This window comes from Microbacterium sp. LBN7, assembly GCF_045690345.1.
Taxonomy (GTDB): Bacteria; Actinomycetota; Actinomycetes; order Actinomycetales; family Microbacteriaceae; genus Microbacterium.
Window position 1 is genome coordinate 4014672 of sequence record NZ_CP147856.1, and the last position, 13421, is coordinate 4028092.

The following is a 13421-nucleotide window of genomic DNA, read 5'->3' on the forward strand; positions in this document are numbered from 1 at the left end:
ATTCGAGACCGCGGCGCCGCACTGTCGGTGCCGCGGTCCAGAATGGGGGCAACACCCCTCCCACCGTCCGTCCCCGTTCTGGAGCACCGATGAGCGCGCTGCGTCTGTTCACGTCCGAGTCCGTCACCGAAGGGCACCCGGACAAGATCTGCGACCAGATCTCCGACAGCATCCTCGACGGGCTCATCGCGAAGGACCCCGGTTCCCGGGTCGCGGTGGAGACGCTCGTCACGACAGGCCTCGTGCACGTCGCCGGTGAGATCCGCACCGAGGCGTACGTCGACATCCCGACGATCGTGCGACAGGTCGTCAACGGCATCGGCTACACGTCGAGCGAGACCGGCTTCGACGGCGACTCCTGCGGTGTCAGCATCTCGGTCGGCGAGCAGTCCACCGACATCGCGCACGGCGTCGACAACGCGCAGGAGCACCGCGACGGCTCGTCGGTCGATCCGCTCGACGCGCTCGGCGCCGGCGACCAGGGCATCATGTTCGGCTTCGCCACCAACGAGACGCCGCAGCTCATGCCGATGGCCGCGTGGACGGCGCACCGCATCGCCGAGCGCCTGACCGAGGTGCGTCGCAGCGGTCTGCTGCCGTTCCTCCGTCCCGACGGCAAGACGCAGGTCACGCTGGGCTACGACGGCTTCACGCCGAAGACCGTCGACGCGGTCGTGCTCTCCACGCAGCACCACCCCGACATCTCCCAGGACGAGCTGAAGGCGCAGGTGCGCGAGCACGTCATCGATCCGATCCTCGCGACCACGGGCCTCGACCTGAGCGACGTCACGCACTACATCAACCCTGCCGGTCCGTTCGTCACGGGTGGTCCCAAGGGCGACGCCGGTCTCACCGGACGCAAGATCATCATCGACACCTATGGCGGAGCTGCCCGTCACGGCGGCGGCGCGTTCAGCGGTAAGGATCCGTCCAAGGTCGACCGCTCCGGGGCCTACGCCACCCGCTGGGTCGCGAAGAACGCGGTCGCGGCCGGTCTCGCCGACCGCCTCGAGGTGCAGGTCGCGTACGCGATCGGCGTCGCGCGTCCGGTCGGTCTCTACGTCGAGACCTTCGGCACCGGCAAGGTGACCGACGAGGCGATCATCCGGGCGATCGAGCAGGTCTTCGACCTCCGCCCGCAGGCCATCATCGAGCAGCTCGATCTGCTCCGTCCCATCTACGCGCAGACCGCCGCCTACGGCCACTTCGGCCGCGAGCTTCCCGACTTCACGTGGGAGCGCACCGACCGCGTCGAAGAGCTGCGCCGCGCCGCCGGTCTCTGATGGGGCCTCGGTCCTCATGACGTCCGAGAGCCGGCGCATCGCGCGCGTGCTCCTCGACTCACCGCTGCCGCAGCTCGACCGTCTGTTCGACTACTCCCTCCCCGCCGAGTTCGGCGAGGTCCGGCTCGGGGTGCGCGTGCGCGTTCCGCTGCGCACGGCCGGCCGTGTGATCGACGGCTACATCGTCGACATCGACAGGGAGGACGATGCCGACAGGCCCCTCTCCGAGGTCGACAGCGTCGTCTCCGAGGTCGCCGTGCTGCCCGAGCGCCTGCACCGACTCGCCCGACGCGTCGCCGACCGCGCGGCAGGTTCCGCCTCCGATGTGCTGCGACTCGTGATCCCGAAGCGGCAGGTGCGGGTCGAGAAGGCCTGGACCGCGGACAGCCCGGTGCCGGTGCTCGATGCGTCCGCCGTCGAACGGAGTCAGGAGATCCTCGACGTCTACGACGGACTCGTCGCCGTGCTCGACGGAGGAGGACGCGCCGCCGTCGAGGCCGTCCCGCAGCTGCGTGACGGGGGAGAGGCCTGGTCCCAGCTCCTCGCGGCCTCCGCGACACGGATGCTGGCCGCCGGCCGCTCGTCGATCCTCATCGTGCCCGACCACCGCGACCTCGATCGGCTGCTCACAGCCCTCGAGGCGCTCGTCCCCGGCGACGCGGTCGTGCGCTACGACTCCCGCCAGACGAACCCCGATCGGTACCGCGGCTTCCTCCGCACCCTCGAGGAGTCGCCCTGCATCGTCGTCGGGAACCGCTCCGCGGTCTATGCCCCGGTCGAGGCGGGTCTCGTCGCCGTCTGGGACGACGGAGACCCGTTGCTGGGCGAGCAGCTCGCACCGTACGTGAACGCGCGGGACGCGGCACTGCTCCGTCAGGAGCTCGAGCAGTCGGCGCTGCTCTTCGCGGGGCACACCCGCACGACCGACGTCGAGCGCCTCGTCGCGCGCGGCTGGCTGCAGGACGTGCGCGCGTCCCGCCGTGTGCTGCCGAAGGTCGTGCTCAGCACCCCGCAGGAGATGGAGCAGCCCGCCGCGCAGCGGATGCCGTCCTCGGCGTTCCTCGCCGCGCGCACCGCCGCGGCGGAGGGGCCCGTCCTGGTGCAGGTGTCCCGTCCCGGCTTCTCGCCCTCGCTGGTCTGCGCGGAGTGCCGCGCACCTGCCCGCTGCCCGCACTGCGGCGGCCCTCTCGGCGCACGCCACCGCGGCGCTGTCCCCGTGTGCGGCTGGTGCGGCCGCAGCGCCCGCGCCTGGGTCTGCCCCGCCTGCTCGTCGACGAAGCTCCGACTCGCATCCTCCGGGAGCGAGCGCACCGCCGACGAGCTCGGGCGCGCGTTCCCCGGCATCCGTGTGATCGTCGCCGACAGCGCGCACCCCGTCGAACGCGTCGACGCCAAGCCCGCGCTCGTCGTGGCGACACGCGGCGCCGAGCCGCTGGCGGCCGGCGGGTACCGTGCCGTCGTCCTCCTGGACGGACCGCGGATGCTCCAGGCACCGGATCTGCGTATCGGGGAGGCGTGCCTGCGCTGGTGGTCGAACGCGGCGGCCCTCGCCGCTCCAGGAGCCCCGATCCATCTCGTCGGCGTCAGCGGTGCGGTCGGCATGGCCCTCGCGACCTGGAACCAGGCCGGCTACGCGCGATCCGAGCTCGAGAGCCGTGCGCCACTGCACATGCCCCCGACGGCGCGGGTGGCGCTGGTCGAGGGATCCGCCGCGGCCGTCTCCCGCGCGCTGGTCGCGCTGGGCGAGCTCGCCCTTCCCGCCGACGCCGTCCTCGGGCCCGTCCCGATCGACTCCGATGACGTCCCGCCGCGCGTGCGCGCGCTCGTCCGGTTCGGCTACGGCGCAGGCAGCCGTGTCGCCACCGTCCTGCGAGCGGCCGTCGTCGCCGAGGCCGTCGCCGGTCGTCGAGGCCGCGCGCGCAACGCGAAGAACACGCTCTCGGTCCGTCTCGATATCCTCGATCCAGAGCTCTGACCCATCCGGAGAACCTTCATGCGCCTCGTCTTCGCCGGCACACCCGCTGCCGCCGTGCCCACACTGCGACGTCTCTCGACGCTGCACGACATCGTCGCGGTCGTCACCCGACCCGACGCGCCCCTCGGCCGCAAGCGCGTGCTCACGCCCTCTCCGGTCGCTCAGGCGGCGGAAGAGCTCGGTCTTCCCGTGATCCGGGCGGCACGCCTCGACGACGACGCGACGGCGCGCATCACGGCGCTGCGGCCCGAGCTCGGGGTGATCGTCGCCTACGGCGGCCTGGTGCGCGAGCCGCTGCTCTCGGCTCCGGATGCCGGGTGGATCAACCTGCACTTCTCCCTGCTGCCCGCCTGGCGAGGAGCCGCGCCGGTGCAGCGTGCGCTGATCGCCGGTGACCGCGAGCTCGGAGCGAGCGTGTTCCAGCTCGTCCCGGAGCTCGATGCGGGCGACGTGTTCGCCATGCGCACGATCGTGGTCGCGCCGACCGCGACCGCCGAGCAGGCACTCGAGACCCTGGCCCGCGACGGTGCGGAGCTGACCGCGGAGGTGGTCGACGCGATCGCGAACGGGACCGCCCGCGCCGAGCCGCAGCAGGGGACGCCGACGCTCGCCCCGAAGCTGACCCTCGTCGACGGCCTGCTCGACTGGTCCGAGCCTGCCGACGCGGTGTTCGCCCGGTTCCGCGGCGTGACTCCGGAACCCGGAGCGCACACCACCGTCGAGGGGCAGCGGCTCAAGATCCTCGAGGCGGCCCCGGCGGATGCTGCCGAGCCGGTGGAGCCCGGTCGCATCGTCGGCACGAAGTCGGCCCTGCTGATCGGCACGGCATCCGCTCCTCTCGCCGTCACGCGTGTGCAGCCGGCGGGCAAGGGCGCGATGAACGCCGTCGACTGGTGGCGCGGGCAGCGCGCCACGGAAGGGCTGCGTGCCGGATCATGAGCCCGTCTGAGCAGGGGAGAGCACCGCGACGGACCTCCGGTCGCCAGGGTGCCGCGCGTCCCACGAACACAGGGGACCGCTCGGGACGCCGGGGACCGACGCGCACCGTGCAGCCGGCGCGACGCGTCGCCTACGATGTGCTGCGCGCGGTGTCCGACTCCGACGCGTACGCCAATCTGCTGTTGCCCGCGGCCATCGCCGAGGCCGGGCTCAACCCGCAGGACGCCGCCCTCGCCACCGAGCTCACCTACGGCACGCTGCGACGCCGCGGGCTCTACGACGCGATCATCGCGTCCGCCGCCGACCGCGCCGTCGACGGCATCGACCACGCGGTCCTCGATGCGCTGCGTCTCGCCGTGCACCAGCTGCTGGCGACTCGTGTGGCCTCGCATGCGGCCGTCAACGAGTCCGTGAACCTCGTCGCGACGGCAGCGGGACGCGGTGCGGGGAGCTTCACGAACGCCGTGCTGCGGAGGATCGCGCGCGACACCCCCGAGCACTGGCACGAGCGGATCGAGGAGGATGCGCGCTCCGACGACGAGCGACTCGCGCTGCGGTCGGCGCATCCGGTCTGGATCATCCGAGCGTTGCGACGCGCTCTCGCGGCCGAGGGACGCGTGGACGAGCTCGAGGCGCTGCTCGAGGCCGACAACGTCTCACCCGAGGTGACGCTGGTGGCGCTGCCGGGGCTGGCCGAACCCGTCGACCCCCGTCGGCCCTATGCCGTGACGGCCTTCGCGTCACCCGGCGGCGATCCGCGACGCTCCGTCGAGGCATCGGGAGGCACCGTCCGCGTGCAGGACGAGGGCTCCCAGCTCGTCGCCCTCGCTCTGGCGGATGCCGCGCCGATCCGGGCAGGGGAGCGGTGGCTCGACCTGTGCGCGGGGCCCGGAGGCAAGACCGCCCTCCTTGCGGCCATCGCCCGCGAGCATGGCGCGACCCTCGAGGCGAACGAGGTCGTGCCGACGCGCGCCCGTCTGGTGCGCAACGCGCTCCGAGCCGTTCCGGGCGAGGTCGTCGTGCACGAACAGGACGGTCGTGAACTGGCCGCGGCGCGGGCGGGAGAGTTCGACCGGATCCTCGTCGACGCCCCCTGCACCGGCCTCGGCGCGCTGCGCCGCCGTCCGGAGGCGCGGTGGCGCAAGTCTCCGGCCGACGTCGCGGAGCTCGTGCCGCTGCAGGTCGACCTCCTGACGGCGGCACTGGAGGCTCTCGCGCCGGGCGGCATCGTGGCCTACGTCACATGCTCGCCGCATCTGGCCGAGACCGTCGGCGTCGTGCAGGAGGTGCTGCGCGACCGTGCCGACATCACCGAGCTCGACGCGAGGTCCGTGATCGCCGACCTCGCCCGGTCGCCGATCGACCTCGCCGATGACGGCCGCGCGGATTCCGGCAGCGCCCAGCTCTGGCCGCATCGTCATGGCACCGACGCCATGTTCCTCGCGCTGCTCCAGCGCACGGACGCCCCGAACACCGCAGCGAAGGAAGACTAGGACCGTGGAACTCCCCAGCGCACCCCGCATCAACCCCAGCATCCTGGCCGCCGACTTCGTGAACATGCAGGCCGATCTCGCCAAGATCGCGACCGCTGACTTCGCCCACGTCGACGTGATGGACAACCACTTCGTCCCGAACCTCACGTTCGGACCGCAGATGGTGGAGCGCATCCAGGCGACCAGTCCCATCCCGCTCGACGTGCATCTCATGATCACCGATCCGGACCGCTGGGCTCCGGGCTATGCGGAGCTGGGGGCGGCCAGCGTGACGTTCCATCTGGAGGCGGCGGCGGATCCGATCGCCCTCGCCCGTCGGCTGCGCGACATCGGCGCTCGCGCCGGCATCGCGATCAAGCCCGACACACCCGCGGAACCGCTGTACTCGGTGCTCGAGGAGTTCGACCAGATCCTCGTCATGACCGTGGAGCCGGGCTTCGGCGGTCAGGGTTTCATGCCCGAGACCATGCCCAAGCTGCGCGCTCTCGCCGACGAGGCGCAGCGCCGCGGATCGCAGGTGTGGCTGCAGGTCGACGGCGGGATCTCCGACAGCACGATCGAGATCGCCGCTGCCGCGGGCGCGAACACGTTCGTCGCGGGCTCGGCGGTCTTCGGCGCCGACGATATCGAGGCCGCCGTCACTCGGCTCAGGGACCGCGCGCGAGCCGGTAGCCTGGAGGGGTGAAGACTTTCGACGAGCTGTTCGCCGAGCTCAGCGTCAAGGCCGAGACCCGCCCAGAGGGATCCGGCACCGTCGCCGAGCTGGATGCCGGCGTGCACACGATCGGCAAGAAGATCGTCGAAGAGGCCGCCGAGGTGTGGATGGCATCGGAGTACGAATCCGACGAGGCCGCCGCCGAGGAGATCTCCCAGCTGCTGTACCACCTGCAGGTCATGATGATCGCGAAGGGTCTCAGCCTGCAGGACGTCTACCGACATCTGTGATGCGCTCCGTTCCTCTCCTCTCGAACTGAAGGCCATCCATGCTGCGCATCGCTGTTCCGAACAAGGGCTCGCTCTCCGAGACCGCCGCCGACATGCTCGCGGAGGCCGGCTATGCCGGCCGACGCGACCCGAAGACCCTGCACGTCATCGACGCCGAGAACGACGTCGAGTTCTTCTTCCTCCGCCCGAAGGACATCGCCACCTACGTCGGCTCGGGCGCCATCGACGTGGGCATCACCGGCCGGGATCTCCTGCTGGATGCCCGGATGCCGGGCGCACGGGAGATCGAGGCCCTCGGTTTCGCCGGCTCGACGTTCCGCTTCGCCGCGCCCTCGGGCCGCTACAGCGACGTCTCGGAGCTCGACGGCCTGCGCATCGCGACCTCGTACCCGGGCCTCGTCGACGCCTTCCTCGATGAGCGGGGCATCGCGGTCGACCTGGTCCCGCTCGACGGTGCCGTGGAGTCCGCCGTGCGCCTCGGCGTCGCGGACGCCGTCGCCGATGTCGTCGAGACCGGCACGACGCTCCGTCAGGCGGGGCTCGACGTGTTCGGTCCGGTGATCCTCGAGTCCGAGGCCGTCCTCATCGCCGGTCCGGTCGACGCCGACGGCTCCGAGACGCTGCTCCGCCGACTGCGGGGCGTCATGGTCGCCCGTCGTTTCGTCATGATCGACTACGACCTCCCCGTCGCCCTGCTCGACGACGCGGTCAAGATCGCCGGCGGTGTCGAGTCCCCGACCGTCTCGCCGCTGCGCGACCCCGAGTGGGTGGCCGTGCGGGTCATGGTCGCGCGTTCGCGCGTCAACCACGTGATGGACGAGCTGTACGCGCTCGGCGCGCGCGCCATCCTCGTCACCGCCATCCACAACGCGAGGCTCTGATGACTCTCGCCAGCCGCGTCATCCCGTGTCTGGACGTCGCCGACGGCCGCGTCGTCAAGGGCGTCAACTTCGAGAACCTCCGCGACATGGGCGACCCGGTCGAGCTCGCCCGGCACTACGCCGCGCAGGGTGCGGACGAGATCACCTTCCTCGACGTCACCGCCACGGTCGACGCCCGCGCGACGACCTACGACGTGGTGCAGCGCACGGCCGAGCAGGTCTTCGTCCCTCTCACCGTCGGCGGGGGAGTGCGCAGCGTCGACGATGTGGCGCGACTGCTCTCGGTCGGCGCCGACAAGGTCGGAGTGAACTCGGCCGCCATCGCGCGTGCTGAGCTCATCGGCGAGATCGCCGACCGCTTCGGCGCCCAGGTGCTCGTCCTCTCGCTCGACGTGAAGCGCGCCGACACGACGCCCTCGGGCTTCGTGGTGACCACGCACGGAGGGCGGACGCAGACGACGCTCGACGCGCTCGCCTGGGCTCGCGAGGCCACCGAGCGCGGCGCCGGCGAGCTCCTCGTCAACTCGATCGACGCCGACGGCACCAAGGACGGCTTCGACCTCGAGCTCGTGCGTCTCATGCGCGAGGTCGCCGACGTCCCGGTGATCGCGTCCGGCGGGGCAGGCAAGGCCGCGGACTTCGCGCCCGCCATCAAGGCCGGAGCGGATGCGGTGCTCGCCGCGAGCGTGTTCCACACCGGCGCGCTGACCGTCGGCGACGTCAAGGACGCGCTGCGCGCGGAAGGGGTGCTGGTCCGATGACATCGGTCGAGGAGCGCATCGCGCAGGTCGTCTTCAACGCCGACGGCCTGGCACCGGTGATCGTGCAGCAGTGGGACACCCACGAGGTGCTGATGCTCGCCTGGGTCGACGCGGAGGCGCTGCGTCGCACCCTCACATCGGGACGTGCGACGTACTGGTCGCGCTCCCGGCAGGAGTACTGGCGCAAGGGCGACACCTCCGGCAACATCCAGGTCGTGCGGGAGGCCCGCCTCGACTGCGACGGCGACGCGATCCTGCTCGAGGTCGCGCAGACCGGGCCTGCCTGCCACACCGGCACCCGCACGTGCTTCGACACCACCGACCTCGAGGCGACCGTCGGAGCGGGAGAGTCGTGACCTTCGCCCAGCGCGGTCGTTCGATCTCCGTCTCCGGCTTCCTCCTCTCCGGCGCGATCGGCATCATCTCGTCCACGCAGACGTGGCTGACGGTCGAACGAGCGGATGCCGGGGAGGCGATCCTCGTGCCCGGTGCGTCGGCCCTCGTCCTGCTCGCTCCGCTGAGCCTGGCCGTCCTCGCCCTCGGCGCCGCACTCTCGATCGCTGCCCGCGTGCTGCGCGTCGTCTTCGCGGTGCTCGGCGGAGCGGCATCCGTCTTCCTCATCTGGTCGACGCTGCAGCTGCTCGCCGCGCCGCTCGACGCGGTGGGCCCCGCCGTGACCGACGCCACGGGGCTGGCCGGCGGGGGCGCCCTGGGCGATGTCGTGGAGGCGGTCGCGCCGACGGCGTGGCCGATCATCGCTCTGGTCGGCTGGGTCATCCTGCTCGCAGCATCCGTCGTCGTCCTCGTGACGTGGCGGGGCTGGAAGGCCGGTGGCCGCCGCTACCGCACGGATGCCGCCGACGCGGCTCCGCACGACGGTCCCGTCGACGCGGTCGATTCCTGGGACGAGCTGTCCCGCGGAACCGACCCGACGCGGTGACCCCGATAGACTGAACCCGCCCCGCACGTCGTCCCCCGGAGGAGAACATGACCAACCCGATCGCCGACCCCGGCCACGGACACTCGCCTGCGGCCTGGACCGCTGTCGTGATCATGCTCGTCGGCTTCACCGCCGGCACCGTCGCGTTCTGCTTCGAGCAGCCGGCCCTCGTCTGGATCTCCGCGGCCCTCATCCCGATCGGTGCGATCGTGGGCTGGGCGCTGGCCAAGGCCGGTTACGGCGTGAAGGGCCCCAAGTACTCGCCGAAGGCGCACTAGTGGTCCTCGCCGACCTGACGGCCGGCGCTGTCGCAGACGCCGAGCGTCGCGCGCTCTCGCGCCCCCTCGACGTCGTCGAGCGGGAGGCGCTCTCGCGTCCCGCGGCGAAGGACGCCCTGTCGTTCCTCGCTCCCGCCGAGCAGGTGAAGATCATCGCCGAGGTCAAGCGGGCCAGCCCCTCGCGCGGCGCCCTCGCCGACATCCCGGACCCCGCCCTTCAGGCATCGCTCTACGAGACCGGGGGAGCCTCCGCGATCAGCGTGCTCACCGAGGAGCGGCGGTTCGGCGGCAGCCTCGCCGATCTCGAGGCCGTCACCGCCCGTGTGTCCCTGCCGGTGCTGCGCAAGGACTTCATCGCGAATCGCTATCAGGTGCTCGAGGCCAGAGCGGCCGGAGCCGATCTCGTCCTGCTGATCGTCGCCGGGCTCGAACCCGCCGTGCTGCAGGATCTCTTCGGCTTCATCACCGAGCTCGGCATGACGCCGCTCGTCGAGACGCACTCCGCCGACGAGCTCGAGGCGGCGATCGATCTCGGCGCACCGCTCATCGGCGTGAACGCGCGCGACCTGAAGACCCTCGAGCTCGACCGTGATCTGTTCGGCCGTCTGGTCGACCGGATCCCGGACACCGCGGTCAAGATCGCCGAATCCGCCGTCCTGACACCTGCCGACGTGGTGCACTACCGCTCCGCCGGCGCGGATGTCGTCCTGATCGGCGAGGCGCTCGTCACGGGCGACCCCGTCGCCACCCTCAAGAGCTTCCTGGAGGCGAAGTGAGCCTGCGCGATCAGCACGGACCGTACTTCGGCGAGTTCGGCGGGCGCTACATGCCCGAGTCGCTCATCGCGGCGATCGACGAGCTCACCGTGGCCTACGAGGCGGCGGTGGCCGATCCCGAGTTCCGTGCCGAGCTCGCCCAGCTCCTGAGCTCGTACGCCGGACGCCCCTCGGCCATCACCGAGGTGCCGCGGTTCGCCGCGCACGCCGGCGGTTCACGGGTCTTCCTGAAGCGCGAGGACCTCAACCACACGGGGTCCCACAAGATCAACAACGTGCTCGGTCAGGCCCTGCTCACCAAGCGCCTCGGCAAGACCCGCGTGATCGCCGAGACCGGCGCGGGTCAGCACGGCGTCGCCACGGCCACCGCTGCCGCGCTGTTCGGCCTGGAGTGCACGATCTACATGGGTGAGGTCGACACCGAGCGTCAGGCGCTCAACGTCGCCCGCATGCGTCTGCTCGGCGCCGAGGTCGTCGCTGTGACCTCGGGTTCGCGCACGCTCAAGGACGCGATCAACGACGCGTACCGCGACTGGGTGGCATCCGTCGAGACGACGAACTACATCTTCGGCACCGCGGCGGGCCCCCACCCGTTCCCGGCGATGGTGCGCGATTTCCAGAAGATCATCGGCGAAGAGGCCAGGGCGCAGCTCCTCGACGAGGTCGGCCGCCTTCCCGATGCCGTCTTCGCGTGCGTCGGCGGCGGGTCGAACGCGATCGGCATGTTCGATGCCTTCCTCGACGACGAGAGCGTGAAGCTCTACGGCGTCGAAGCGGCCGGCGACGGCGTCGACACCGACCGGCACGCCGCCTCGATCGAACGCGGACGCCCCGGCGTGCTCCACGGAGCGCGGACCTACGTGCTGCAGAACGGCGACGGTCAGACGATCGAGTCGCACTCGATCTCCGCAGGACTCGACTATCCCGGCGTCGGCCCCGAGCACTCCTGGCTGGCCGACATCGGCCGCGCGGAGTACATCCCGGCCACCGATGACGAGGCGATGCAGGCGCTGCGTCTGCTGAGCCGCACCGAGGGCATCATCCCCGCGATCGAGTCGGCGCACGCCCTCGCCGGCGCACTGCGCGTCGGACGAGATCTCGGTCCGGATGCGATCATCGCCATCTGCCTCTCCGGGCGCGGCGACAAGGACATGGACACGGCCGCGCGCTACTTCGAGCTGTACGACGAGGAAGCCCTCGCGCACGACGTCGAGGACGAGAGCGTCGCCGACAAGGCCGCGTCGAAGGGGGAGCCGGAACTGTGAGCCGTGTGGAACAGGCCATCGCCGCCGCTCAGGCCGAAGGGCGCAGCGCCTTCGTCGGCTACCTGCCCGTCGGCTTCCCCGACCTCGAGACCAGCATCCAGGCCGCCATCGCGCTCGCGGAGAACGGCGTCGACATCATCGAGCTCGGCCCGCCCTACAGCGACCCGGTGATGGACGGCGCGATCATCCAGGAGGCGACGACCCAGGCGCTGGCCGCCGGGTTCACGACCGCCGACCTGTTCACCGCGGTGCGCGCCATCACAGCCGTGACCGATGCTCCCGTGCTCGTCATGACCTACTGGAATCCGGTCATGCAGTACGGCGTCGACCGCTACGCGGACGACCTGCTCGCCGCAGGCGGCGCCGGTCTGATCACACCCGACATCACGCCCGACGTCGCAGGGGAGTGGATCGCCGCGAGCGAGCGCACCGGACTCGACCGCGTCTTCCTCGCCGCGCCGACGTCGACGGATGAGCGCCTGGACCTCGTGGTGAAGTCGTCGACCGGCTTCGTCTACACGGTCTCGACCATGGGCATCACCGGAGAGCGCACCGAGCTCGACCGTGCGGCCCGCACCCTGGTCGCCCGCCTCCGCGAGCACGGAGCAACCCGTGCCTGCGTGGGCATCGGCATCTCCACCGCCGAGCAGATCGCGGGCGTCTCGGAGTACGCCGACGGCGCGATCGTCGGCACCGCGCTCGTCCGCGCGCTGCGCGACGGCGGCATCCCGGCTCTCGCCGAGGTCACCCGAAACCTGGCATCCGGCACGTCGTCGGCACGCCCCGATCACGAGAACTAGAATCGCACTCATGTCCCTCGCGCTCCACAGCACCTTCAACGGCGTGCTCGCCAGCATCCCGAGCCCTCCTGTGTCGTACTTCGACCTGGGGCCGATCCGGATCCACTTCTACGCGCTGTGCATCATCGCCGGCATCATCGCCGCCGCGCTGATCACGAACCACCGCCTGACCAAGCGCGGGGCGGAGCCGTGGGTCGTGATCGACATCTCGATCCTGGCCGTCCCGATCGCGATCATCGGCGCGCGCATCTTCCACGTGCTCACGCACCCGAACTTCTACTTCGGCGAGGGGAAGAACACCTGGAACCCGTTCGAGCCGGGTTCCGTCTGGGCGATCTGGGAGGGCGGCATCGCCATCTTCGGAGCGCTCATCGGCGGCGCGATCGGCGCCTACCTCGGATGCCGGTGGACCGGCATCCGCTTCTGGACCTTCGCCGACGCCCTCGCACCCGGTCTCCTGCTCGCGCAGGCCATGGGACGCTTCGGCAACTGGTTCAACCACGAGCTCTTCGGTCTCCCGACCGATCTGCCGTGGGGACTCGAGATCGAGTCGACGAACTCCGCCTTCCCTCCCGGCCTTCCCGAGGGCACGCTGTTCCACCCCACGTTCCTGTACGAGGTGCTGTGGAACGGTCTGGGTGTGCTCGTGCTGCTATGGCTCGGCCGCAAGCTCTTCTTCCAGTGGGGTCGCCTGTTCGCGATCTACCTCATCTGGTACAGCGCGGGACGCGTCGTCTGGGAGTCGATCCGCATCGACCCGAGCGAGATCATCCTGGGCCTGCGCAGCAACGTCTGGGCCGCGATCATCGGCATCGTCGTCGGTCTCGCGATCCTCATCGTGCAGACGCGCCGTCACCCGGGTCTCGAGCCGTCGCCCTACCAGCCGGGCCGCGGACGGAGTGACGAAGGCGCTGATGTAGAATCGCAGGACAATCCCTCTGACTTCGTGGATCTGAGCGAGCCTCCGGCCGAAGAAGTCACCGCAGGAGCCAGCGCCACAAGCGTCGCTCCCACGGACGCGGACGGCTCTCGATAGCCTCCAGAAGTTCCGTGAGGAACCCCACGCATCCACCCGGCCAATGACG

At 70.9% G+C, this 13421-nt stretch carries 15 protein-coding genes; all 15 read left to right on the top strand.

The window, feature by feature from the left end:
• The first annotated feature begins 89 nt into the window (after nt 1-89).
• The 15 genes from metK to lgt are packed head-to-tail and all read left to right on the top strand — an operon-like array spanning nt 90 to nt 13372.
• Complete coding sequence (gene metK, locus LBN7_RS19500) at nt 90-1283, top strand: methionine adenosyltransferase (RefSeq protein ID WP_116634941.1); 1194 nt, start codon at nt 90-92, stop codon at nt 1281-1283.
• A 16-nt stretch (nt 1284-1299) separates the two neighbouring features.
• A complete protein-coding gene (locus LBN7_RS19505; protein WP_407360554.1) occupies nt 1300-3258 on the top strand; it encodes a primosomal protein N' in 1959 nt (652 codons plus the stop codon).
• Between the two features lie 18 nt (nt 3259-3276).
• Nucleotides 3277-4197 (top strand): methionyl-tRNA formyltransferase, encoded by a 921-nt coding sequence (gene fmt / locus LBN7_RS19510; RefSeq protein WP_407360555.1) that lies wholly within the window; start codon nt 3277-3279, stop codon nt 4195-4197.
• Nucleotides 4194-5690: an RsmB/NOP family class I SAM-dependent RNA methyltransferase gene (locus LBN7_RS19515; protein WP_407360556.1), complete on the top strand. Its 1497-nt coding sequence runs from the start codon at nt 4194-4196 to the stop codon at nt 5688-5690. The genes fmt and LBN7_RS19515 overlap by 4 nt, the downstream gene beginning before the upstream one ends.
• A gap of 4 nt (nt 5691-5694) precedes the next feature.
• Nucleotides 5695-6375 carry a ribulose-phosphate 3-epimerase gene (rpe, locus tag LBN7_RS19520; protein ID WP_279303205.1) on the top strand — a complete coding sequence of 227 codons (681 nt, stop codon included), beginning with the start codon at nt 5695-5697 and terminating at the stop codon, nt 6373-6375.
• The gene (locus LBN7_RS19525; RefSeq protein ID WP_116634946.1) at nt 6372-6635 is read left to right on the top strand and encodes a phosphoribosyl-ATP diphosphatase; all 264 of its coding nucleotides are present in this window, start codon (nt 6372-6374) and stop codon (nt 6633-6635) included. Before rpe ends, LBN7_RS19525 begins: the two co-directional genes overlap by 4 nt.
• Nucleotides 6636-6673: 38 nt before the next feature.
• On the top strand, nt 6674-7516 hold the full coding sequence (hisG, locus tag LBN7_RS19530) for an ATP phosphoribosyltransferase (RefSeq protein ID WP_116634947.1): 843 nt from the start codon (nt 6674-6676) through the stop codon (nt 7514-7516).
• Nucleotides 7516-8277: an imidazole glycerol phosphate synthase subunit HisF gene (hisF, locus tag LBN7_RS19535; protein ID WP_407360557.1), complete on the top strand. Its 762-nt coding sequence runs from the start codon at nt 7516-7518 to the stop codon at nt 8275-8277. Before hisG ends, hisF begins: the two co-directional genes overlap by 1 nt.
• Complete coding sequence (hisI, locus tag LBN7_RS19540) at nt 8274-8633, top strand: phosphoribosyl-AMP cyclohydrolase (protein ID WP_116634949.1); 360 nt, start codon at nt 8274-8276, stop codon at nt 8631-8633. Before hisF ends, hisI begins: the two co-directional genes overlap by 4 nt.
• Entirely contained in the window at nt 8630-9217 is a 588-nt protein-coding gene (locus tag LBN7_RS19545) for a Trp biosynthesis-associated membrane protein (RefSeq protein WP_407360558.1), read from the top strand. Before hisI ends, LBN7_RS19545 begins: the two co-directional genes overlap by 4 nt.
• A gap of 47 nt (nt 9218-9264) precedes the next feature.
• A complete protein-coding gene (locus tag LBN7_RS19550; RefSeq protein ID WP_116634951.1) occupies nt 9265-9495 on the top strand; it encodes an HGxxPAAW family protein in 231 nt (76 codons plus the stop codon).
• Nucleotides 9495-10271: an indole-3-glycerol phosphate synthase TrpC gene (gene trpC, locus LBN7_RS19555; RefSeq protein WP_341945400.1), complete on the top strand. Its 777-nt coding sequence runs from the start codon at nt 9495-9497 to the stop codon at nt 10269-10271. Before LBN7_RS19550 ends, trpC begins: the two co-directional genes overlap by 1 nt.
• Nucleotides 10268-11536, top strand: coding sequence for a tryptophan synthase subunit beta (trpB, locus tag LBN7_RS19560; protein WP_407360559.1), 1269 nt, complete (start codon nt 10268-10270; stop codon nt 11534-11536). Before trpC ends, trpB begins: the two co-directional genes overlap by 4 nt.
• Nucleotides 11533-12336 (top strand): tryptophan synthase subunit alpha, encoded by an 804-nt coding sequence (gene trpA, locus LBN7_RS19565; RefSeq protein ID WP_407360560.1) that lies wholly within the window; start codon nt 11533-11535, stop codon nt 12334-12336. Before trpB ends, trpA begins: the two co-directional genes overlap by 4 nt.
• A gap of 10 nt (nt 12337-12346) precedes the next feature.
• Nucleotides 12347-13372: a prolipoprotein diacylglyceryl transferase gene (gene lgt / locus LBN7_RS19570; RefSeq protein ID WP_407360561.1), complete on the top strand. Its 1026-nt coding sequence runs from the start codon at nt 12347-12349 to the stop codon at nt 13370-13372.
• Nucleotides 13373-13421 lie beyond the last annotated feature (49 nt).

Coding starts and splice junctions, on each gene's coding strand:
- metK (WP_116634941.1), top strand. CDS start 90: ATGAGCGCGCTGCGTCTGTTCACGTCCGAGTCCGTCACCGAAGGGCAC.
- LBN7_RS19505 (WP_407360554.1), top strand. CDS start 1,300: ATGACGTCCGAGAGCCGGCGCATCGCGCGCGTGCTCCTCGACTCACCG.
- fmt (WP_407360555.1), top strand. CDS start 3,277: ATGCGCCTCGTCTTCGCCGGCACACCCGCTGCCGCCGTGCCCACACTG.
- LBN7_RS19515 (WP_407360556.1), top strand. CDS start 4,194: ATGAGCCCGTCTGAGCAGGGGAGAGCACCGCGACGGACCTCCGGTCGC.
- hisG (WP_116634947.1), top strand. CDS start 6,674: ATGCTGCGCATCGCTGTTCCGAACAAGGGCTCGCTCTCCGAGACCGCC.
- hisF (WP_407360557.1), top strand. CDS start 7,516: ATGACTCTCGCCAGCCGCGTCATCCCGTGTCTGGACGTCGCCGACGGC.
- hisI (WP_116634949.1), top strand. CDS start 8,274: ATGACATCGGTCGAGGAGCGCATCGCGCAGGTCGTCTTCAACGCCGAC.
- LBN7_RS19550 (WP_116634951.1), top strand. CDS start 9,265: ATGACCAACCCGATCGCCGACCCCGGCCACGGACACTCGCCTGCGGCC.
- lgt (WP_407360561.1), top strand. CDS start 12,347: ATGTCCCTCGCGCTCCACAGCACCTTCAACGGCGTGCTCGCCAGCATC.